Below are 22484 nucleotides of genomic sequence, written 5' to 3'. Positions count from 1 at the left end.
CGGTGTACGTCATGACGTGCGTGAATAATTATCAGAAGTCTCACCATGCTGAAATTCCGAGTCTCTTTACTTAGCCTGGCGCTGCTGCTGGGCGCGTCCGCTGCCGTGCCGGCCGTCGCTAAAACGCCTGCGGTGACCGCCGCTGCCGCTCAGCCGCAAATTGCGTCCGGCAGCGCGATGATTGTCGATCTCAACACCAATAAGGTGATCTACGCCAGCCATCCGGACCTGGTGCGCCCGATAGCCTCGATTACCAAATTAATGACCGCGATGGTGGTGCTTGATGCACATCTGCCGCTGGACGAAAAATTGAAAGTGGATATCAGCCATACGCCGGAGATGAAGGGGATCTACTCTCGCGTGCGTCTGAACAGTGAAATCAGCCGTAAAAATATGCTGCTGCTGGCGCTGATGTCGTCTGAAAACCGTGCGGCGGCGAGCCTGGCGCACCACTATCCGGGCGGCTACGACGCCTTTATCCGCGCGATGAACGCAAAAGCCAAAGCGCTGGGGATGACCAATACGCATTATGTTGAACCGACGGGACTGTCGATCAACAACGTCTCCACGGCCCGCGATCTGACGAAACTGCTGATTGCCAGCAAACAGTATCCGCTGATTGGTCAGCTCAGCACCACCCGTGAAGAGATGGCGACCTTTGCGAACCCGGCCTATACGCTGCCGTTCCGCAACACTAACCATCTGGTATACCGCGATAACTGGAATATTCAGTTAACCAAAACCGGCTTTACCAACGCGGCAGGACACTGCCTGGTGATGCGCACCGTGTTTAACGGTAAACCGGTGGCGCTGGTGGTGATGGATGCCTTCGGCAAATATACCCACTTCGCGGACGCGAGCCGCCTGCGTACCTGGATTGAAACCGGGAAAGTGCAGCCCGTTCCGGCCGCAGCATTGACGTATAAAAAGCAGAAAGCGGAACAGATGGCGACGGCGCAGAACGACTGAGCCGTTTGTGTGCGCTGATGCCCTCACCCCGACCCTCTCCCACAGGGAGAGGGAGAAAACACTAAAAACGGTAACCCAGGTTACCGTTTTGCGTTTATTCCGGTAGTGTCCAGTCCCCATCGTTGAGCGAGCGCTGCATAATCACCGTATCCCGCCAGTCACCTTTCTTATAGCCTACGCTGCGCAGCTGACCGACAATCACGAAGCCATGCTTTTTATGCAGCCGCAATGAGCCGGCATTATTGTTGCCATCTCCCACAACGGCAATCATCTGCCGCCACGGGCCTTGCTCGCAGCGGGCGATTAGCGCATCCATTAATGCCGAACCAAAACCGCGCCCGGTGATGCTGGCATCCACGTAAATCGACTCTTCCAGGGTATAGCGGTAGGCGTGTCGCGGGCGGTAGGGCGTGGCGTAGCAGTAGCCCACCACGATGCCGCGATACAGCGCGATAAGCCACGGCAAACCGCTCTCAGCCACGCTTTTCATACGCTGACGCATTTCGTCGATGGTAGGGGGGACTTCTTCAAATGACGCGCGCCCGTGCAGCACATGCCAGGCATAGATGGCGGCGATGGCATGCACATCATCGGGAAGGGCATCGCGCACTTCCAGTTCGGTCTCGGATAAAACATCAATAGCCGACATGATGTGCCTGCTCCTCGTTATAGAAAACCGGAGAAACGTTCCTCCGGCGTCAGACGGTTACTCTATTACGATTAAGGCACGCTAAACAATCTCTCAAATTTGGCTGTAGGAATTAATCAGACGCTTGCGTTACGCGCTGCTCCGCATCTGCCTCTTCTTTCCAGTATTTCTTCCGCGTTGTTTTACCAATGCCGGGGTTCATGCTGTTTGTAGGGTCATTCTCGCGATAAAACTGCTTAAGTGCGTCAGGGGCTTTATAAAGATGCCCGACGTTATGTTCCGCAGGATATTGTGCGCCGCGTTCACGCAGCAGGGCGAGCATCTGCTCCTTCAGTTCGTGCGCATCGACCCCTTTTTTGACGATGTAATCCTGATGGAAGACATAACACATAAAGTGGCCGTAATAGAGCTTATGCACCAGCTTGCTGTCGATTTCCGGCGGGAGGTGCTCAAACCACTCGGTGTCGTTACGTCGCAGGGCGATATCCAGCGCCAGAATATCTTCCACCTCTTCGGAATGCACCGCCTGATAACGAATGGCGGCACCTGCGGCGGCAAAACGGTGCAGGAACGCTTTGCTGCCCTCTTCAGGCGTGCAGGCAAAGAAATCCCCTTCGGCGGTTTTGAAGAATTCGGTCAGCCAGGACTGCGCTTCGGTAATTCCGTCTCCGGCCATTTTCAGCAGCAGGTGATGCTCGTACTTATCGCGCCAGGTTTTCATTCGCTCCGGCAGATGCGCCGGGAAAACGTTGCCCAGCTTCTGCATAAAGCGGTCGGTGAAGTGGGGTTTGAACAGCGACACTTTCTCCAGCATCGCGTCGGTGCGTCCCTTCATGGTGAAGAAGAACGGCATTTTGTCGGTGCCGAGCTTGTCGATCATCAGGAACGTATCTTTGCCGTAACGCTCGGCGATGTCGTAAATGTCCCGGTGCATGTACTCGCCCGCCACCGGCAGATGGGTGAATTCGCCCAGAATATGACGACGAATTTCGGTCAGAACCTCAGGCTGATTGGTACCGATGTAGAACACCTGCTGCTTTTTCTCCGCCGGGAAGGTATCCAGACGCACGGCAAACACGGCCAGCTTCCCGGCGCAGCCGGAGGATTCAAACAGGCGGTCCGGGTCGGCGTTGTAGCGCGCCGGCGTATCGGCGTCGATATCCCGCACGCGGGTCACGTAGTCGTGATCGTGCGCGTGGCGGCCGTCGTGCTGCACGTCTTCGTCCTTCACGCGATCGTCGTCAAGCTTGCTGAGGATCTGCTCTGGCGTCACGCCGAGATCGATTCCCAGATGGTTCACCAGCGTCAGCTTGCCGTTTTCGTCAATACGGGCAAACAGCGACATCTCGGTGTAGGCCGGGCCGCGCTGCACCAGCGAGCCGCCGGAGTTGTTGCAGATCCCACCGACCACCGAGGCGCCAATGCAGGAGGAGCCAATCACCGAGTGCGGCTCACGGCCCAGCGGCTTAAGCGCTTTTTCCAGGGAGTAGAGCGTCGTGCCGGGGAACGCGAGCACCTGCTCGCCTTTATCCAGCAGGTGCAGCTTGTCGAGGCGCAGGGTGCTGATAATCACGATGTCGCGATCGTAATCGTTGCCGTTCGGCGTGGAGCCTTCGGTCAGGCCGGTATTGGCGGCCTGCATTAAAATAATCTTGTCGGCGGCGACGCAGGCGCTCAGCACGCGCCACAGCTCCAGCAGCGTGCCGGGGAAGACCACCGCCAGCGCCTCACCCTGACCGGAGCGGAAACCTTTGCGGTAGCGGGCGGTTTTGGCCGGGTCGGTAAGCAGGTGAGAGGAGCCAACCAGGCGCGACAGTTCGTTAATAAAAGCCGTGTTATCGTTTCTTCGAACAGAAGTCATCTTCCACTCCTTGTGGTGGGGCAAATTTCTCGCTGTAAAGCATAGCGCGATTAACTGTTAAGCGGTCGAGTATTCACGAGAAAAATCAGAGAATAACCCTGCAACGTTTCGAGGGTTTGTGGCACACTGCGCTTTTCGCACGGTATGGCCGAGATCGTCCGGCGGTTATTGATGAGAGAGTAAAACGACATGAAATGGCTATGTTCTGTAGGTGTCGCCGTCAGCCTGGCGCTGCAACCTGCGCTGGCAGAGGATTTGTTTGGTAATCACCCGCTCACGCCTGAAGCACGGGACGCGTTTGTCACTGAATTGCTCAAGAAAATGACGGTTGATGAGAAAATCGGCCAGCTGCGTCTTATCAGCGTCGGTCCGGATAACCCGAAAGAGGCCATCCGCGAGATGATCAAAGACGGGCAGGTTGGGGCCATCTTTAATACCGTCACCCGCCAGGATATCCGCAAGATGCAGGATCAGGTGATGGATCTCAGCCGCCTGAAAATTCCTCTGTTCTTTGCCTATGACGTGGTGCACGGTCAGCGTACCGTTTTCCCAATTAGCCTCGGTTTAGCCTCCTCCTTTAACCTCGACGCGGTGAAAACCGTCGGGCGCGTGTCGGCTTATGAAGCGGCGGACGACGGCCTGAACATGACCTGGGCGCCAATGGTGGACGTCTCGCGCGATCCGCGCTGGGGCCGCGCGTCGGAAGGCTTTGGTGAAGATACGTATTTAACGGCCACAATGGGTAAAACCATGGTGGAAGCGATGCAGGGCAAAAGTCCGGCGGACCGCTACTCGGTGATGACCAGCGTGAAGCATTTTGCGGCCTACGGCGCGGTTGAAGGCGGGAAAGAGTACAACACCGTCGACATGAGCCCGCAGCGCCTGTTCAACGACTACATGCCGCCGTACAAGGCGGGGCTGGATGCGGGCAGCGGCGCGGTGATGGTAGCGCTGAACTCGCTGAACGGCACGCCTGCGACCTCTGACTCCTGGCTGCTGAAAGACGTGCTGCGCGACCAGTGGGGCTTTAAGGGCATCACCGTTTCTGACCACGGCGCGATTAAAGAGCTGATTAAACACGGTACCGCGTCCGATCCGGAAGACGCGGTGCGCGTGGCGCTCAAGTCCGGCATCAACATGAGCATGAGCGACGAGTATTACAGCAAATACCTGCCGGGGCTGGTGAAGAGCGGCAAGGTAACGATGGCGGAGCTGGACGATGCCGCGCGCCACGTGCTGAACGTGAAATACGACATGGGGCTGTTTAACGATCCGTACAGCCACCTGGGCCCGAAAGACTCTGACCCGGCAGATACCAACGCTGAAAGCCGCCTGCACCGCAAAGAAGCGCGTGACGTGGCGCGCGAAAGCCTGGTGCTGCTGAAAAACCGCCTCGACACGCTGCCGCTGAAAAAATCCGGCACCATTGCCGTAGTGGGCCCGCTGGCCGACAGCAAGCGCGACGTGATGGGCAGCTGGTCTGCGGCAGGCGTGGCCGATCAGTCCGTGACCGTGCTGACCGGGATTAAGAGTGCCGTGGGTGATAACGCGAAAGTGGTGTACGCCAAAGGGGCGAACGTCACCAACGACAAAGACATCGTCACCTTCCTCAACCAGTACGAGGAAGCGGTGAAGGTCGATCCGCGCACGCCGAAGGAGATGATCGACGAGGCGGTGAATACCGCGAAACAGTCTGACGTCGTTGTCGCAGTTGTGGGCGAAGCGCAGGGTATGGCGCACGAGGCCTCCAGCCGTACCGACATCACCATCCCGCAGAGCCAGCGCGATCTGATCGCCGCCCTGAAAGCCACCGGCAAGCCGCTGGTGCTGGTGCTGATGAACGGTCGTCCGCTGGCGCTGGTGAAAGAGGACCAGCAGGCTGACGCCATTCTGGAAACCTGGTTTGCCGGTACCGAAGGCGGTAACGCCATCGCCGACGTGCTGTTTGGTGATTACAACCCGTCGGGCAAGCTGCCGATGTCCTTCCCGCGCTCCGTCGGGCAGATCCCGGTCTACTACAGCCACCTGAACACCGGTCGCCCGTATAACGCCGATAAGCCGAACAAGTACACGTCCCGTTACTTCGACGAAGCTAACGGCCCGCTGTATCCGTTTGGTTACGGCCTGAGCTACACCACCTTCAAGGTTTCTGACGTGAAAATGTCGGCGCCGACCCTGAAGCGTGACGGCAAAGTTACCGCCAGCGTTGAGGTGACCAACACCGGCAAGCGCGAAGGGGCAACGGTAATTCAGATGTACGTCCAGGATGTCACCGCCTCGATGAGCCGTCCTGTTAAGCAGCTGCGCGGCTTCGAGAAGGTCAATCTGAAGCCTGGCGAAACCCAAACCATCAGCTTCCCGATTGACGTGGAGGCGCTGAAGTTCTGGAACCAGCAGATGAAATACGATGCGGAGCCAGGCAAGTTTAACGTCTTTATCGGGGTGGATTCCGCCCGCGTGAATAAAGGCGAGTTCGAGCTGCTGTAACCTTCCCTCCTTTGCATCCCCCGACTTCCGGGGGATGCGTCTTACGTTATGCTAAAAAGGCATTTTGCCGGGTAAATCCGCTGTTTTAAGCTACGCTTTTCTCTCAAGCCTCTGAAAAAGGCGATAAAAAAATGAGGATAGCGGAATGACGATTGCAAAGGGGATGTTGGGATCTGCGGTGCTGCTGGCGGCACTAAGCCTGCCGTTACAGGCGGCGGAGCCGGTAAAAGTGGGCTCAAAGATCGATACCGAAGGCGCGCTGCTCGGCAATATTATTTTGCAGGTGCTGGAAAGCCACGGCGTGAAAACCGTCAATAAAGTTCAGCTCGGCACCACGCCCGTCGTGCGCGGGGCGATCACCTCCGGCGAGCTGGATATCTATCCGGAATACACCGGCAACGGGGCATTCTTCTTCAAAGATGAAAACGATCCGGCATGGAAAAACGCCAAAGCCGGGTATGAGAAAGTCAAAAAACTCGACGCGGAACAGAACAAGCTGGTCTGGCTGACGCCGGCCCCGGCCAACAACACCTGGACTATCGCCGTGCGCAAGGACGTGGCGGAGAAAGGTAAGCTGACGTCTCTGGCGGATCTCAGCCGCTATCTGAAAGAGAAGGGCGACTTTAAGCTGGCTGCGTCCGCGGAGTTTATCGAGCGTCCTGACGCGCTCCCGGCGTTTGAAAAAGCCTACGACTTCAAGCTCGACCAGGCGCAGCTGCTCTCGCTGGCGGGCGGGGATACGGCGGTAACCATCAAGGCGGCGGCGCAGCAAACTTCCGGCGTTAACGCGGCAATGGCCTACGGCACCGACGGCCCGGTTGCGGCGCTCGGCCTGCAAACCCTGACCGATCCAAAAGGCGTACAGCCGATTTACGCTCCGACCCCGGTCGTACGTGAGTCGGTGCTGAAAGCCTATCCGGAGATTGCCGACTGGCTCAAACCGGTCTTCGAAAAACTGGATGAAAAAACGCTGCAGCAGCTGAACGCCAGCATTGCCGTCGAGGGGCTGGATGCCAAAAAAGTGGCCGCCGACTTCCTGAAACAACAAGGGCTTGTGAAGTAACGGGAAAGGGCTGTGCCAATAAAATGTCATAACCGCGTACTGCTGCTGCTGGCCTGCGTGGCCATCGCGGCGGTCGCGTTACCGTTTGTCAACGTTGCCCCAAACCGCCTGATGTCGGGGGAAGGGCGCTATCTCTGGGAAGTGTGGGCGTTCACGCCGTGGTGGCTGGCCGCGGCGCTGGGCGCGTGGGTTGCGCTATCGCTCTGGCAAGGGCGCACGGCGCAGTGGCTGACGCTGTTCCTTGCTGAAGGGCTGTTTATCCTCCTCTTCTGGGGAGCCGGGCAGGCGGCGACGCATATGGCGTCGGCGGAAAGCCCGCTGGCGAGAACCACGGTGGGCAGCGGCCTCTGGCTGTGGCTGGCGCTGTGTCTGCTGGCCAGCAGCGATGCCATTCGTCGACTCATCTCCAGCGCCGTCTGGCGCTGGGTGCTCAACGCGCAGATATGGTGTATTCCCTTGTTCCTGCTGTTCAGCGGTGAGCTGAACAATCTCTCGTTGCTGAAAGAGTACGCCAACCGTCAGGAGGTGTTTGATGATGCCCTGGCGCAACACCTGACGATCCTTTTTGGCACGCTGATCCCGGCTCTGCTGATCGGGATACCGCTCGGCATGTGGTGCTATCGTCATCCTTCACGCCAGGGTGGGGTCTTTGCCGTGCTCAACGTGATCCAGACCATACCTTCCGTCGCGCTGTTTGGCCTGCTGATTGCCCCGCTGGCGGGGCTGGTGAAGTCATTTCCGGTGCTGGGAACGCTTGGCATAGCCGGAACGGGGTTAACGCCCGCGCTTATCGCGCTGGTGCTGTATGCGCTGCTGCCGCTGGTGCGCGGCGTGGTCGCGGGCCTGAGCCAGGTCGCGCCGGATGTGCTTGAAAGCGCCCATGCGATGGGGATGAGCGCGCGGCAGTGTTTCTGGAAAATTCAGCTCCCCCTGGCGCTGCCCCTGCTGCTGCGCAGCCTGCGGGTGGTGGTGGTACAAACCGTCGGCATGGCGGTGATTGCGGCGCTGATTGGTGCGGGCGGCTTTGGCGCGCTGGTGTTCCAGGGGCTGCTCAGCAGTGCCCTCGATCTTGTGTTGCTGGGCGTGGTGCCCACGATTGCGCTGGCGGTTGTCGTCGACGCGCTGTTTGCCTTATGGCTCGCGCTGCTCAGGAGAAGAGCCAATGATTGAATTTCATGATGTCAGTAAAACCTTTGCCGGTCGCCCGGCGGCGAGCCATCTGAACCTGAACTTTGCCGAGGGGGCGTTTTCCGTGCTGATTGGCACCTCGGGCTCGGGAAAATCCACCACCCTGAAGATGATCAACCGCCTGGTTGAGCATGACAGCGGGGTGATCCGCTTTGCCGGAGAAGAGATCCGCAGCCTGCCGGTGCTGGAGCTGCGTCGCCGGATGGGCTATGCCATTCAGTCTATCGGCCTGTTTCCCCACTGGACGGTGGCGCAGAACATCGCCACCGTGCTGCAGCTGGAGAAATGGTCGCGGACAAAAATCGCTGACCGGGTGGATGAACTCATGGCGCTCCTGGGCCTGGAGCCCGCGCTGCGCGATCGCTATCCGCACCAGCTTTCCGGAGGCCAGCAGCAGCGCGTGGGCGTGGCGCGCGCGCTGGCGGCTAACCCGCAGGTGCTGCTGATGGATGAACCCTTCGGCGCGCTGGATCCGGTCACACGGGGCGCGCTGCAGGCGGAGATGACCCGCATTCACCGCATTCTCGGGCGCACGATCGTTCTCGTGACGCACGATATTGATGAAGCCCTGCGCCTGGCCGACCATCTGGTGCTGATGGATCATGGCGAAGTGGTGCAGCAGGGCTCGCCGCTTAAGCTATTAACATGGCCGAAGAACGACTTTGTGCGCGAGTTTTTTGGCCGCAGCGAGCTGGGCGTGAGGCTGCTCTCCCTGCGGACGGTCAGCGACTATATGCGTCGGGAGGAGGTGCCGGTCAGCGGCGAACCGCTGCAGGCGCAGATGAGCCTGCGGGATGCCCTCTCGGCGTTTGTCGCGCGCCAGTGCGAGGTATTGCCCGTCTCGGACTCGCGCGGTACGCCATGCGGAACCTTACATTTTCGCGATCTGCTAGCCGGGGAGGTGACGCGTGAATGCACTGCGTGATCCGCTCCTCTGGCTGGTAGCGCTCTTTGTCGCCTTACTGTTTCTGATGCCCCACAGCGCGGCGCTGTTTAACACTCTTTTTCCGGGGCTGCCGCGGCCGGTTTATCAGCAGGAGAGCTTTATTAATCTCGCCCTGGCGCATCTCTGGCTGGTGGCGCTCTCAAGCGCTGTCGCGATCGTGCTGGGCGTGGGGGCGGGCATCGCGATCACGCGGCCTGCGGGTCGGGAGTTTCGCCCGCTGGTGGAGACGATAGCGGCGATTGGCCAGACGTTTCCCCCGGTGGCGGTGCTGGCGATAGCGGTTCCGGTGATGGGCTTTGGTCAGCAGCCGGCGATCATTGCGCTGATTCTATACGGCGTATTGCCGGTGCTGCAGGGCACGCTGGCGGGCCTCGCGGCGGTACCGGCGTCAGTGCTGAGCGTGGCAGAAGGGATGGGGATGAGTCGCGGCCAGCGGCTGCGCAAGGTTGAACTGCCGCTTGCGGCGCCGGTTATTATTGCCGGGATCCGCACGTCGGTCATCATTAACATCGGGACGGCGACCATTGCGTCGACGGTCGGTGCCAATACGCTGGGGACGCCGATCATTATCGGCTTAAGCGGGTTTAATACGGCTTATATTGTGCAGGGGGCGGTGCTGGTCGCGCTGGCGGCCATCGTCGTCGATCGCCTTTTTGAGCGGCTGACGCTTTACCTCAGCCGACACCGCCGCGAACAATAAACGAGTACCCTGCCAGCATCACGCCGCCGATACCGCTCACGGCCATCAGGACAAAAAGGGTAATAATGGCCAGTTTGGTTGCCTTCATCATGTGCTCCTGTTGTTAACGGAACAATTATACGGTGAAGCGCAGCTGTTAATGAACCATTAAATGCCGTTATGGCTCATCCGGGCCAAGGGAATAGACCGGGTAACCATTCTCACGCCATTCCGTCAGCAGCTGCTGCTGCGAGGCGGAGGGCACTTCTCCACACCAGACCAGCAGGGTCTGGCCGTCGAAAAACTCAGGTTTGAGCTGCGCCAGCGAGTGCGCCAGAACATCCACGCGCCAGCCCTTCTGGGTCGCAATCCACGCTTCCAGCCACAGGCGGGTGGTATCGTGCACGTTCCAGCCGACAACCAGCGCATCTTTTCCGGCCTTGTTCTTCGCTGAGGCAAGGCAGACGGCAATGTAGTTGATCAGCACCCCGTCGAGCATGCTGAGCAGCGCCTGCAGGGTGGACTGCTGGCACTGCAGGCGTCGCCGGAGCGGAATGAAAAGATGGGAGATCAGCGTTTGCGCCGGATAATCGCGACCCTGCTCTTTTATCCATCCGCGCAGGCGCTGAAGATTGCCCGCCTGGAGGAGTCTCAACAATGTTTCCTGTTGTTCGCGCCAGAGGTGTTGCGTGTCCGGGTCATTATGGCTCAGCAGGGACTTCACTTTGCCGACCTGCACTCCGTTGTCGATCCAGCTTTTAATTTCGCGGATGCGGTCGATATCGGCCTCATTGAAAAGGCGATGCCCACCGTCGGTCCTCTGCGGTTTAAGCAATCCATACCGTCGCTGCCACGCCCGTAGGGTAACGGGATTGATATCACAAAGGAGTGCCACTTCACCTATCGTGTAAAGCGCCATATTCGCCCCCTGGCTTACGCGTTCCCAGCTTAACTGTAGACCCACTTTGACGAACCAGGAAGGATTGATTGATTTTTGAACAAACAATGCGAAGCATGCGCGATATTCAGAAAAAGGTGTGATAACGGACACGATTTTGCGCTTTTTTGGGATGCTTCAAAGAAAGTAAACCCGCATCAGTGTATGTTACGCGTTTTTAGCGTGTGCGGTTTTGAGTATGTACGAGTTTAATCTGGTGCTGCTGTTGCTTCAGCAGATGTGCGTGTTTCTGGTCATAGCCTGGCTGATGAGCAAAACGCGCCTGTTTATCCCTCTGATGCAGGTTACCGTACGCCTGCCGCATAAGCTGCTCTGCTACGTTACCTTCTCTATTTTCTGCATTATGGGGACCTATTTTGGTCTCCATATCGAAGACTCTATTGCCAACACGCGCGCTATCGGCGCGGTGATGGGCGGGCTGCTGGGCGGTCCCGTCGTCGGTGGGCTTGTCGGCTTAACCGGGGGGCTGCATCGCTATTCCATGGGCGGGATGACGGCGCTCAGCTGCATGATCTCCACTATCGTGGAAGGGCTGCTCGGCGGGCTGGTGCACAGCTACATGATCAAACGCGGCCGCCCGGATAAAGTCTTTAGCCCGCTTACCGCCGGTGCCATTACCTTTGTGGCCGAAGTGGCGCAGATGGCGATCATTCTGCTCATTGCCCGTCCGTTTGAGGATGCGCTGCATCTGGTCAGCAGTATTGCCGCCCCGATGATGGTCACCAACACCGTAGGCGCGGCGCTGTTTATGCGCATTCTGCTCGACAAGCGCGCCATGTTTGAGAAGTACACCTCGGCGTTTTCCGCCACGGCGCTGAAGGTCGCCGCCTCGACCGAAGGGATCCTGCGCCAGGGGTTTAACGAAGAGAACAGCATGAAGGTCGCGCAGGTGCTCTACAAAGAGCTGGATATCGGCGCGGTGGCCATAACCGACCGCGAGCGGCTGCTGGCCTTTACCGGCACCGGGGACGATCACCATCTGCCGGGTAAACCGATCTCCTCAGCCTATACGCTGCGCGCCATCGAAACCGGTGAGGTGGTGTATGCCGACGGTAACGAAGTGCCTTACCGCTGTTCGCTGCATCCGCAGTGCAAGCTGGGTTCCACGCTGGTAATTCCGCTGCGCGGGGAAAATCAGCGGGTTATGGGGACTATTAAGCTGTATGAGGCCAAAAACCGTCTGTTCAGCTCCATCAACCGCACGCTGGGGGAGGGGATAGCCCAGCTGCTGTCCGCGCAAATCCTCGCCGGGCAATATGAACGGCAGAAAGCCCTGCTGACGCAGTCCGAAATTAAGCTGCTGCATGCTCAGGTCAACCCGCATTTCCTGTTTAATGCCCTCAACACGCTCAAAGCGGTGATCCGCCGCGACAGCGATCAGGCCGCGCAGCTGGTGCAGTTTCTGTCGACCTTTTTCCGTAAGAACCTGAAACGGCCGTCCGAGATCGTGACACTCGCCGATGAGATTGAGCACGTGAATGCCTATCTGCAGATCGAGCAGGCGCGTTTCCAGTCGCGCCTGCAGGTGTCGCTCTCCGTTCCGGACGAGCTGGCGTATCAGCATCTCCCGGCCTTTACCCTGCAGCCTATTGTCGAAAACGCCATTAAACACGGCACGTCACAGCTTCTGGGAACGGGGGAGATAACCATTGCCGCCAGCCGTTTCAACCACCATCTGGTGCTGGATATTGAAGATAATGCCGGGCTTTATCAGCCTTCCGCCTCCGGCGGTTTGGGGATGAGCCTGGTGGATAAACGCCTGCGCGCCCATTTTGGCGACGACTGTGGGATTAGCGTCGCCTGTGAGCCAGACCGATTTACCCGTATTACCGTACGACTGCCGCTGGAGGAAAACGCATGTTAAGAGTGCTGATCGTGGATGACGAGCCGCTGGCACGAGAAAACCTGCGCGTTCTGCTGCAGGAGCAGCCAGATATTGAGATTGTGGGTGAGTGCGCGAACGCCATTGAGGCCATCGGCGCGGTGCACAAGCTGCGCCCGGACGTGCTGTTCCTCGATATTCAGATGCCCCGCATCAGCGGGCTGGAGATGGTCGGCATGCTCGACCCGGCGCATCGCCCCTATATCGTGTTTCTGACGGCGTTCGACGAATATGCCGTTAAGGCCTTTGAGGAGCACGCGTTTGACTATTTACTCAAGCCGATTGAAGAGAAGCGTCTGGAAAAAACGCTCACCCGTTTACGCCAGGAGCGAACCGTACAGGACGTCACGCTGCTGCCGGAAAACCAGCAGCTGCTGAAGTTTATCCCCTGCACCGGGCACAGCCGGATTTATCTTCTGCAGATGGATGATGTGGCGTTTGTCAGCAGCCGCCTGAGCGGGGTGTTTGTCACCAGCGCGGAAGGGAATGAAGGATTTACCGAGCTGACCCTGCGCACGCTGGAGAGCCGCACGCCGCTGATCCGCTGCCATCGCCAGTATCTGGTGAACATGGCGCACCTGAAAGAGATTCGCCTGGAAGATAACGGCCAGGCCGAGCTGGTGCTGCGTGCCGGGCAAACGGTACCCGTCAGCCGTCGCTATCTCAAGAGTTTGAAAGAGGCGATTGGGCTGTAAAACTGGTACACTGCGCGCCATTGCATCATCGACATTCGAAGGCTCTATGCTAAGTAACGACATTCTTCGTAGCCTGCGCTACACCCTGAAAGCAAACAATAATGACATGGTGCGCATTCTTGCGCTGTCGCACATGGAATCCACGTCTGCAGGTTTCGATACCTGGATGACCAAAGAAGACGAAGAGGGCTTCGTTCGCTGCCCGGACATTATTCTGTCGGGTTTCCTGAACGGCCTGATTTACGATAAGCGTGGCAAAGATCCGGCTGCGCCAGAACTGGCACTGGAGCGTCGCGTGAACAACAACACGGTACTGAAAAAGCTGCGCATCGCGTTCTCGCTGAAAACGGACGATATCGTGGCGATCATGACGGAGCAAAAATACCGCGTATCCGTGCCGGAAGTGACCGCCATGATGCGCGCGCCGGATCATAAAAATTACCGCGAGTGCGGCGATCAGTTTCTGCGAAATTTCCTGCGCGGGCTGACCCACCGGGTGCATCACCCCAAGGCGTAAAGGCGGTAGGGTGCGACCTGATGCCCTCACCCCGACCCCCTCCCACGTGGAGAGGGAGAAAACAAAACGCCATAAAAAAAGCCGGAGAGAATCTCCGGCTTTTTTGTTATTTCACCTGCTGGCCAGGCTTCGCGCCTTCGTCAGGGCTTAACAGGAAGATATCTTTCCCGCCAGGGCCTGCGGCCATCACCATCCCTTCAGAGATGCCGAAGCGCATTTTGCGCGGCGCCAGGTTCGCCACCATCACGGTTTGACGACCGATCAGCACCTGCGGGTCAGGGTAGGCTGAACGGATGCCGGAGAAGACGTTACGCTTCTCTCCGCCCAGATCCAGCGTCAGGCGCAGCAGCTTGTCAGATCCTTCCACGAATTCCGCGTTTTCGATCAGCGCCACGCGCAGGTCAACTTTGGCGAAATCGTCAAAGGTAATGGTCTCCTGAATCGGATCGTCTGCCAGCGGGCCGGTGACCGGTGCCGAAGCCGCCTTCACCTCTTCTTTAGACGCTTCCACCAGGGCTTCAACCTGCTTCATCTCGATGCGGTTGTACAGCGCTTTAAAGGTGTTCACCTTGTGGCCGAGCAGCGGCTGCGCCATGGCATCCCAGGTCAGTTCGGTGTTCAGGAACGCTTCGGCGCGGGCTGCCAGCTGTGGCAGAACCGGCTTCAGGTACGTCATCAGCACGCGGAACAGGTTGATGCCCATGGAGCAGATGGCCTGCAGGTCGGCATCGCGGCCTTCCTGTTTCGCGACAACCCACGGTGCCTGCTCGTCCACATAGCGGTTCGCCAGGTCAGCCAGGGCCATGATTTCGCGCACCGCTTTGCCGAACTCACGGGTTTCCCACGCGTCGCCAATGGTGGCTGCCGCGTCGGTAAAGGTTTTGTACAGGTCAGGATCGGCCAGTTCAGCCGCCATCACGCCGTCAAAACGTTTGGCGATAAAGCCCGCGTTACGGGAGGCCAGGTTCACCACCTTGTTGACGATGTCCGCGTTCACGCGCTGCACGAAATCTTCCAGGTTCAGGTCGATGTCGTCGATGCGGGAAGAGAGCTTCGCGGTGTAGTAGTAGCGCAGGCTGTCCGCGTCGAAGTGGTTCAGCCAGGTGCTGGCCTTAATGAACGTCCCGCGAGACTTGGACATCTTCGCGCCGTTCACCGTCACGTAGCCGTGTACGAACAGGTTAGTTGGCTTGCGGAAGTTGCTGCCTTCCAGCATCGCCGGCCAGAACAGGCTGTGGAAATAAACGATGTCTTTACCGATAAAGTGATACAGCTCTGCCGTGGAATCTTTCTTCCAGTATTCGTCGAAGCTGACGGTGTCGCCACGCTTGTCGCACAGGTTCTTGAAGGAGCCCATGTAGCCGATTGGCGCGTCCAGCCAGACGTAGAAGTATTTGCCCGGCGCGTTCGGGATTTCAAAGCCGAAGTACGGCGCATCGCGGGAGATATCCCACTGCTGCAGGCCGGATTCGAACCACTCCTGCATTTTGTTCGCCACCTGCTCCTGCAGCGCGCCGCTGCGGGTCCACGCCTGCAGCATTTCGCTGAAGGACGGCAGGTCGAAGAAGAAGTGCTCGGAGTCACGCATGACGGGCGTGGCGCCGGAAACCACGGATTTCGGCTCGATAAGCTCGGTCGGGCTGTAGGTCGCGCCGCACACTTCGCAGTTATCGCCGTACTGGTCCGGGGATTTACATTTCGGACAGGTGCCTTTGACGAAACGGTCCGGCAGGAACATGCCTTTTTCCGGATCGTAAAGCTGAGAGATGGTGCGGTTTTTGATAAAACCGTTCTCTTTCAGGCGGGTGTAGATCAGCTCCGACAGCTCGCGGTTTTCTTCGCTGTGCGTGGAGTGATAGTTGTCATAGCTGATGTCAAAGCCAGCAAAATCGGTCTGATGCTCCTGACTCATTTCGGCAATCATCTGCTCGGGGGAGATCCCCAGCTGCTGCGCTTTCAGCATGATCGGCGTGCCGTGAGCATCGTCCGCACAGATGAAATTAACCTCGTGGCCGCGCATTCGCTGGTAACGGACCCAGACATCAGCCTGGATATGCTCCAGCATGTGGCCGAGGTGGATTGAGCCGTTGGCGTACGGCAGCGCGCACGTTACCAGAATTTTCTTCGCGACTTGAGTCATAGTAGGCATTACTTCTTTTAACTGTGAAAAGGGTTTTTGATGTTACCCGAAAGGTAATAACTACGCCAAGTGATAAGGGCATTAATCCATAAATGAATAATTGTTACCTCTGGGGTAAACTTGGTAATTACACGTCTTTTTTCAGAACAACTACAAAGGAGTCGGGATGAGTTCTCAATCCCAGGCCAAATCACCGGAAGCCTTACGAGCAATGGTCGCCGGGACGCTGGCTAACTTTCAGCATCCAACCCTGAAGCACAATCTCACTACGCTGAAAGCGTTACACCACGTTGCCTGGCTGGACGATACCCTGCACATTGAGCTGCAGATGCCGTTCGTCTGGACCAGCGCCTTTGATGCGCTGAAAGAGCAGACCAGCTCTGAGCTGCTGCGCATTACCGGTGCGAAGGCGATCGACTGGAAGTTGAGCCACAGCATCGCCACGCTGAAGCGCGTGAAAAACCAGCCTGGCGTGAACGGCGTGAAAAATATCATTGCCGTCAGCTCGGGCAAGGGCGGGGTAGGGAAATCCTCTACGGCCGTTAACCTGGCGCTCGCGCTGGCAGCGGAAGGGGCAAAGGTCGGTATTCTGGATGCCGATATCTACGGTCCGTCTATTCCGAACATGCTGGGCGCGGAAAACCAGCGCCCAACCTCGCCGGACGGGACCCATATGGCGCCAATTATGGCTCACGGTCTGGCGACCAACTCGATCGGTTACCTGGTGACCGACGATAACGCCATGGTCTGGCGCGGCCCGATGGCCAGCAAAGCGCTGCTGCAGATGCTGCAGGAGACGATGTGGCCGGATCTGGATTATCTGGTGCTGGACATGCCGCCGGGCACCGGTGACATTCAGCTGACGCTGGCGCAGAACATTCCGGTCACGGGGGCGGTCGTCGTGACTACGCCGCAGGATATTGCGCTGATCGACGCCAAAAAAGGCATCGTGATGTTCGAGAAGGTGGAAGTGCCGGTGCTCGGTATCGTCGAGAACATGAGCGTGCACATCTGCAGCAACTGCGGTCACCACGAACCTATCTTCGGTACGGGTGGTGCAGAAAAACTGGCTGCGAAGTATCACACTCAGCTGCTGGGGCAGATGCCGCTGCACATTACCCTCCGTGAAGATCTGGACAGCGGAAAGCCGACAGTGGTCAGACGTCCGGACAGCGAATTTGCAGAGATGTATCGTCAGCTAGCGGGTCGCGTTGCGGCGCAGCTTTACTGGCAGGGCGAAGTGATCCCGGGCGAAATCGCGTTCCGCGCGGTGTAACGCCTTCGCGTTGAATTGCCGGGTGGCGCTTCGCTTACCTGGCCTACAACTGGCACTATCACGTAGGTCGGGTAAGGCGAAGCCGCCACCCGACTTTAACCCAACCGATAGTGCATCAAATAATACTCTCCGTCCGGAGAATCCCCCGTCGCCTCAATGTGCCAGCCGTGCCGCTGGTAAAACGCGACAGCCCGCGCATTCTTCACCAGACACTTAAGCGAACCCATACTGGTAAACGTCTTCTGCACCTGTTCCAGGAGCATTTTCCCGACGCCGTGGCTTTGATACTGCGGGTCAACAAAGAGGTTGTGCAGAAAATTATCGTTCGTCCAGATGGAAGCAAAACCCAGTCGATGGCCGTTTTGCGTGGCAACCCAAATCACTTCGTCACGGGTGACCGCGTCAAAGTCTTCAAGCTGCCAGTCTGCACTGTCCAGCCATGGCCAGGCTTCACGCCGGGCGTGGAGGTAGAGCGTGCGCAGGAAAGGGCGGTCACTTTCCTGCCAGGGGCGAATCACAATTGCGTTAGCGGTGATAGAAAATATCTCCATTGTAGGCTTTGTAGATCTTGCCATCAGCATCGCCGATCAGCACGTAGTTCTCACCCATATAGGTCCAGTGGGTTCCGGCATCCGGAGCCGGCAGGTTACGTAACTGGTACTGTTTGATGGTGTACTCCGGCGTTTGATACTGCGCCGGCGCCGTGTCGCCAATCTTGAATTTCGTAAAGTCAGCGATGAACTCTTGTTCTTCATAGGCCTTGATGCCGGATGGCGCAGCGGCCGTTTGCGGGGCAGCGAATGCGGATCCCGCCAGAGACAGTAATACACCCAGAAGCAGCAATTTACGCTTAGCCATTTTTTCTCCAGTGATATCGTTACAGATACTTGTCGTCTGCAAGTCGTGCAAAGCGGAGCAGACAGTCCATTTTAAGTATCAACACAAGGTATGTTTGAAAAAAATGTAACAAAAGTACACGGTTTTGTGTAGTCGACGTGGATGATGTTTATTATTGTGGTGAATATTATCTGTGCTTTATATTTTTAATATTTATTATTTTACCAATTAATTCTGAAAATAATTTTTAACGTTAAAATTGGACTGTTGTATGAATGCTTTCCTGCAGAAGAAGATTTAATATTGCCTTCGTGTGAAGCGGTCTTAATTCCGTTTTTCTTACAAGGATGAGTATTGCTTTTGTTTTCTGAAGAGCGATTTGGTCACATCTTACACTGTCAGAATTTCATATTGCTGAATAATAATTTATTGAATTTCAAAGGCTTGTTCTAAGTCTTTTTGCAAGACTGACGATGAACGCAACGTTAAAAAGAAATTTTTATATAATGAAAGGTACAACTGCATTTTCGCTGTTATTTCTTACTGTTAGCCAATTAACAGGGTGTGTATTTTCCCCCGGGCAGAACTTAAGTGTATCCGGGAAAAAAGTCATTGCTGCGGAAGACGCCAGTTATCAGCTTGATAAGCGCGTGGAAGTTTTTTCTCTGACGCCGGGATTGATTGAAGAACTACGTCCGGCGGTATCGAAATCTCAGGCAAATCCTAATCTGGATGAGCAGATCAAAAACTGGGAATACCGCATTGGCACAGGCGACATCCTGACGGTCACCGTCTGGGATCACCCTGAATTAACGACGCCCGCGGGACAATATCGTAGTGCGAGCGATGCAGGCAACTGGGTCAACGCCGATGGTACGCTCTTTTATCCCTACGTCGGTAAGTTGCGGGTGGCGGGAAAAACGGTTTCACAGGTACGTGAAGAGATTACAGCGCGACTGGATAAAGTCATTGAGAGCCCGCAGGTGGACGTTAGCATTGCCGCCTTTCGTTCCCAAAAAGTCTATGTCACCGGAGAGGTCGAAAAATCGGGCCAACAACCCATAACCAATATTCCACTGACGGTAATGGATGCGGTTAACGCCGCTGGCGGTCTTTCTGCGGATGCCGACTGGCGTAACGTCGTGCTCACGCATGATGGCAAGGACTCCCGCCTTTCGCTCTATGCGCTGATGCAGCATGGCGATTTGACCCAAAACAAGCTGCTTTATCCTGGCGATATCCTGTTTATTCCCCGGAACGACGCGCTGAAGGTGTTTGTGATGGGCGAGGTGGTCAAGCAGAGTACGCTTAAGATGGATCGTAGCGGTATGACGCTGGCCGAAGCCCTGGGAAATGCCGGTGGAATTAACCAAAATATGGCAGATGCAACCGGCATTTTTGTTATTCGGCAGGTATCTAAAAAAGGCGACACGGACAAAATTGCCAACATCTTTCAACTGAATGCGGAAGATGCGTCAGCCATGGTGCTGGGTACGGAATTCCAGCTGGAACCGTATGACATTGTCTACGTCACCACCGCACCGTTATCTCGCTGGAATCGCGTGATCTCCCAACTGGTGCCTACCATCAGCGGCGTTCATGACCTGACCGAAACCGTTCGTTACATTAGGTCGTGGCCGCAGTAATGTTCCAGTCAATCTTAGTGGTCTGCACCGGCAATATTTGCCGTTCACCGATGGGTGAGCGGCTGTTGCGTCAGCAATTGCCCGGCAAGCAGGTGACCTCGGCAGGGATTTTGGGGCTTGAAGGGTATCCGGCGGATGCGACTGCGCAGGCTGTGGCCCGGCGTCATGGTGTTTCGCTGGAAGGTCATGTTGCCCGCAAAATTACGCGCAGCCTGTTGCAAAAATCCGATTTGATTCTGGTGATGGAGCCGGAACATCTCCGTTACATAGCCGCTATGGCCCCGGAGAACCGGGGAAAATCGTTGCTCTTTGGACAATGGCTGGAAACCAGGGAAATTCCCGACCCGTACCACAAAAGTCGTGAAGCCTATGAATATGTTTTCGAGCAATTGGGAAAAGCCAGTCAGGAATGGGCTCGTCGTTTGAGTCAACAAGGAATGAAGCAGTAATGTCGTCTTCTAAATCAGACAAATATAATGCTGCGACACCGCAGAATAATGAGATCGATCTTCTTCAGTTGCTTGCTGAGATGTTTGATAACCGGGTGACGATCGCATGCGTCACGCTCCTGCTCACGTTATGTGCAGGGATCTACGCGTTCAGCATCACACCAGTTTATCAGGCTGATGCCCTGGTACAGGTTGAAGCGAAGCAGGATAACTCGCTGCTCAAGAACCTGGCCTCGTTCGGGGCCGAACTCTCGCCAGATGTCGCGCCAGAACTTTTACTCCTCAAATCACGAATGATTCTGGGAGAAACCGTCGATCGGTTAGGGCTGACTTATAACGTTAAGCGGCGAGTGTTGCCTGTAATTGGGCCTTTTTGGGAGCACGTGCGGGGAGGTAAATCCGACAAAATAACGATTGGCGCGCTGAATATTCCTCTTCTGGAAGGGAAGCCACAAACGCTAATACTCACCGTTCAGGAGCATGGGCGGTATCATCTTGAGGGAAAAACGCTTGAGGCAGACGGCGTTGTGGGAAAAACCCTGGCTAAAGACAGCATATCGCTTCTGGTGACATCCCTCAGCGCGGAACCCGGCACCCAGTTTACCCTCGAAACCGTAGCAAGGCTTGACGCGATCAACGCCATTCAGAACAAGCTTACGGTTGTTGAGTCGTCGAAACAGAGTGGTATGATCGCATTAACGTTAACGGGTGAAGACCCTGGCAAAATCGCCACGGTGCTTAATACGATTGCTGAAAATTTTCTTAGCCAGAATATTGCGCGTCAGGAAGCGAAAGATTCCCGCAGCCTCACGTTTTTACAGGATCAATTACCTAAGATCAGCCGGGAGCTGGATGAAGCCGAAGCGCGACTGAATGCCTACAGAGAGCAGCGCGATTCTGTCGACTTGTCTCTGGAGGCAAAGTCGGTTCTCGATCAGGTAGTTAACGTGGAAAACCAGCTTAACGAACTGACGTTTCGCGAAGCAGAAGTTTCCCAGCTTTTCAAAAAGGACCATCCCACCTACCGTGCTTTACTGGAGAAGAAACAAACGCTTGAGCGTGAGCGCGCACGTTTGAATAGCCGCGTCTCATCCATGCCTTCCACTCAGCAGGAAATCTTACGCCTGAGTCGCGACGTTGAATCCGGACGAACCATCTACCTGCAGCTGCTGACGCGTCAGCAAGAGCTGAATATCTCGCGCTCCAGCGCTATCGGGAACGTGCGGATTATTGATCCGGCAGTGACGCAGCCGGCCCCAATCAAGCCGCGCAAAGCGCTCATTATCGTGCTGGGTATGCTGATGGGCTTGATGCTCTCTGCTGGAACGGTTTTAGTCCGCTCAGCCTTTAAGCGGGGCATTACCTCGTCTGAACAACTGGAAGTGCTGGGGATACCGCTTCTGGCGACGCTCCCGCGCTCGGTGTGGCTCTGGAAAAAAACGCACCTGCGCAGGAGAAACCTGTTTGATTCCCACTGGAAGCATAGGACGTCGAACATCCCTTTTCTGCCCATTGACCGTCCTGCAGACATGTTTGTCGAGGCGGTGCGCGGGTTGCGCACCAGCCTGCATTTTACAATGATGGATGCCGCAAACCGGATCGTCGTGGTGTCAGGCCCCACGCAGGACTGCGGAAAGACGCTGGTTAGTACGTCACTTGCGTCGATTGCCTCTCAGGCTGGACAGCGTGTGCTGTTTATTGATGCGGATATGCGCAAGGGATATGTCCACAATGTGTTCAAACTGAGCAATCATCGGGGATTATCCTGCGTGCTCGGAGGAGACGTTGAATGGCAGGCGGCTGTTCAACGCGTTGAGAAAGGCGGTTTTGATGTATTGACCTGCGGACCCCAACCTTCACATCCCGTTGAGCTGCTCATGAGTGAACGCTTCCAGACCGTGATGTCGCAGATAGACAAAGTGTATGACATCGTGATTGTCGATACCCCACCTGTGCTTGCCGTAACGGATGCCTTGCTGATAGCCAAAGCGGCGGCAACCACTCTGCTGGTCGCCCGCTTTGGTAAAACTAACGTCAAGGAGATCGAGAACTGCCTGAAGCGTCTGCAGCAAATGGGCGTGCAGGTGAATGGCGCGATCCTCAATGATATCGTGAAATCTGCCGTGCTTTATTACAACTCGGGATATAGCCATTACGACTACGGTTATACCCAGGAGTAAACCTGGCGCGACACTTCTTTACAGCGTGATGGCGTTTTGCCCGTTAAGATGACCTTCATTGA

General features: G+C 56.6%; 20 protein-coding genes. 13 read left to right on the top strand and 7 right to left on the bottom strand.

The features are described from left to right. The first annotated feature begins 45 nt into the window (after positions 1-45). The gene (pbpG, locus tag SPG90_RS10485) at positions 46-969 is read left to right on the top strand and encodes a D-alanyl-D-alanine endopeptidase (protein WP_023312453.1); all 924 of its coding nucleotides are present in this window, start codon (positions 46-48) and stop codon (positions 967-969) included. 94 nt (positions 970-1063) lie between these two features. Here the strand turns inward: pbpG and SPG90_RS10480 are convergent, their stop codons facing one another. Both SPG90_RS10480 and dld read right to left on the bottom strand, forming a co-directional pair. Beyond that, a complete protein-coding gene (locus SPG90_RS10480) occupies positions 1064-1618 on the bottom strand; it encodes a GNAT family N-acetyltransferase (protein ID WP_032658926.1) in 555 nt (184 codons plus the stop codon). A 112-nt stretch (positions 1619-1730) separates the two neighbouring features. Further along, complete coding sequence (gene dld, locus SPG90_RS10475; RefSeq protein ID WP_322408121.1) at positions 1731-3479, bottom strand: D-lactate dehydrogenase; 1749 nt, start codon at positions 3477-3479, stop codon at positions 1731-1733. A gap of 189 nt (positions 3480-3668) precedes the next feature. Here dld and bglX point away from each other — a divergent pair, with 189 nt between their 5' ends. The 5 genes from bglX (at position 3669) to SPG90_RS10450 (ending at position 9863) form a co-directional block, all read left to right on the top strand. Beyond that, entirely contained in the window at positions 3669-5966 is a 2298-nt protein-coding gene (gene bglX / locus SPG90_RS10470) for a beta-glucosidase BglX (protein ID WP_126303460.1), read from the top strand. A 145-nt stretch (positions 5967-6111) separates the two neighbouring features. Next, positions 6112-7029, top strand: a complete 918-nt coding sequence (locus SPG90_RS10465; protein WP_023312449.1) for an ABC transporter substrate-binding protein — start codon at positions 6112-6114, stop codon at positions 7027-7029. A gap of 12 nt (positions 7030-7041) precedes the next feature. After that, positions 7042-8199 carry an ABC transporter permease gene (locus SPG90_RS10460; RefSeq protein WP_126303459.1) on the top strand — a complete coding sequence of 386 codons (1158 nt, stop codon included), beginning with the start codon at positions 7042-7044 and terminating at the stop codon, positions 8197-8199. After that, positions 8192-9142: an ABC transporter ATP-binding protein gene (locus SPG90_RS10455; RefSeq protein WP_045402898.1), complete on the top strand. Its 951-nt coding sequence runs from the start codon at positions 8192-8194 to the stop codon at positions 9140-9142. The genes SPG90_RS10460 and SPG90_RS10455 overlap by 8 nt, the downstream gene beginning before the upstream one ends. Beyond that, on the top strand, positions 9126-9863 hold the full coding sequence (locus tag SPG90_RS10450; protein ID WP_322408120.1) for an ABC transporter permease: 738 nt from the start codon (positions 9126-9128) through the stop codon (positions 9861-9863). The genes SPG90_RS10455 and SPG90_RS10450 overlap by 17 nt, the downstream gene beginning before the upstream one ends. Here SPG90_RS10450 and SPG90_RS10445 read toward each other — a convergent pair. Both SPG90_RS10445 and mlrA read right to left on the bottom strand, forming a co-directional pair. Further along, positions 9838-9951 (bottom strand): protein YohO, encoded by a 114-nt coding sequence (locus SPG90_RS10445; RefSeq protein ID WP_008500895.1) that lies wholly within the window; start codon positions 9949-9951, stop codon positions 9838-9840. The genes SPG90_RS10450 and SPG90_RS10445 overlap by 26 nt on opposite strands. Positions 9952-10020: 69 nt before the next feature. Continuing rightward, positions 10021-10761: an HTH-type transcriptional regulator MlrA gene (gene mlrA / locus SPG90_RS10440; RefSeq protein ID WP_047174116.1), complete on the bottom strand. Its 741-nt coding sequence runs from the start codon at positions 10759-10761 to the stop codon at positions 10021-10023. 217 nt (positions 10762-10978) lie between these two features. Here mlrA and SPG90_RS10435 point away from each other — a divergent pair, with 217 nt between their 5' ends. From SPG90_RS10435 to SPG90_RS10425, 3 genes are read left to right on the top strand one after another with little or no spacing between them, the layout of a single operon-like run. Next, a complete protein-coding gene (locus tag SPG90_RS10435; RefSeq protein WP_213751412.1) occupies positions 10979-12664 on the top strand; it encodes a sensor histidine kinase in 1686 nt (561 codons plus the stop codon). Continuing rightward, the gene (gene btsR / locus SPG90_RS10430; protein ID WP_322408119.1) at positions 12658-13377 is read left to right on the top strand and encodes a two-component system response regulator BtsR; all 720 of its coding nucleotides are present in this window, start codon (positions 12658-12660) and stop codon (positions 13375-13377) included. The genes SPG90_RS10435 and btsR overlap by 7 nt, the downstream gene beginning before the upstream one ends. A gap of 46 nt (positions 13378-13423) precedes the next feature. Beyond that, a complete protein-coding gene (locus tag SPG90_RS10425; protein WP_045402911.1) occupies positions 13424-13894 on the top strand; it encodes a DUF1456 family protein in 471 nt (156 codons plus the stop codon). A 106-nt stretch (positions 13895-14000) separates the two neighbouring features. Here SPG90_RS10425 and metG read toward each other — a convergent pair whose 3' ends face one another. After that, positions 14001-16034, bottom strand: coding sequence for a methionine--tRNA ligase (metG, locus tag SPG90_RS10420; protein WP_248201085.1), 2034 nt, complete (start codon positions 16032-16034; stop codon positions 14001-14003). Between the two features lie 166 nt (positions 16035-16200). Here metG and apbC point away from each other — a divergent pair, with 166 nt between their 5' ends. Further along, positions 16201-17310 carry an iron-sulfur cluster carrier protein ApbC gene (gene apbC / locus SPG90_RS10415; RefSeq protein WP_163354014.1) on the top strand — a complete coding sequence of 370 codons (1110 nt, stop codon included), beginning with the start codon at positions 16201-16203 and terminating at the stop codon, positions 17308-17310. A gap of 95 nt (positions 17311-17405) precedes the next feature. Here the strand turns inward: apbC and SPG90_RS10410 are convergent, their stop codons facing one another. After that, positions 17406-17861, bottom strand: coding sequence for a GNAT family N-acetyltransferase (locus SPG90_RS10410; protein WP_322408118.1), 456 nt, complete (start codon positions 17859-17861; stop codon positions 17406-17408). Further along, positions 17836-18168 (bottom strand): RcnB family protein, encoded by a 333-nt coding sequence (locus SPG90_RS10405; protein ID WP_023336316.1) that lies wholly within the window; start codon positions 18166-18168, stop codon positions 17836-17838. Before SPG90_RS10405 ends, SPG90_RS10410 begins: the two co-directional genes overlap by 26 nt. 485 nt (positions 18169-18653) lie before the next feature. Between SPG90_RS10405 and SPG90_RS10400 the strand changes: the two genes are divergently transcribed. Genes SPG90_RS10400 through SPG90_RS10390 form a run of 3 tightly spaced genes read left to right on the top strand, consistent with a single transcriptional unit; the run spans position 18654 to position 22422 of the window. Further along, positions 18654-19793: a polysaccharide export protein gene (locus tag SPG90_RS10400; protein WP_322408162.1), complete on the top strand. Its 1140-nt coding sequence runs from the start codon at positions 18654-18656 to the stop codon at positions 19791-19793. Further along, the gene (locus SPG90_RS10395; protein WP_163354013.1) at positions 19793-20242 is read left to right on the top strand and encodes a protein tyrosine phosphatase; all 450 of its coding nucleotides are present in this window, start codon (positions 19793-19795) and stop codon (positions 20240-20242) included. The genes SPG90_RS10400 and SPG90_RS10395 overlap by 1 nt, the downstream gene beginning before the upstream one ends. Then, on the top strand, positions 20242-22422 hold the full coding sequence (locus tag SPG90_RS10390; RefSeq protein ID WP_322408117.1) for a polysaccharide biosynthesis tyrosine autokinase: 2181 nt from the start codon (positions 20242-20244) through the stop codon (positions 22420-22422). The genes SPG90_RS10395 and SPG90_RS10390 overlap by 1 nt, the downstream gene beginning before the upstream one ends. Positions 22423-22484: the final 62 nt, after the last annotated feature.

Source organism: Enterobacter sp. D2 (assembly GCF_034427575.1).
Classification (GTDB): Bacteria; Pseudomonadota; Gammaproteobacteria; order Enterobacterales; family Enterobacteriaceae; genus Enterobacter; species Enterobacter cloacae_M.
The sequence above is the reverse complement of the archived record's forward strand: the minus strand, read 5'-3'. Positions and strand labels throughout refer to the sequence as shown.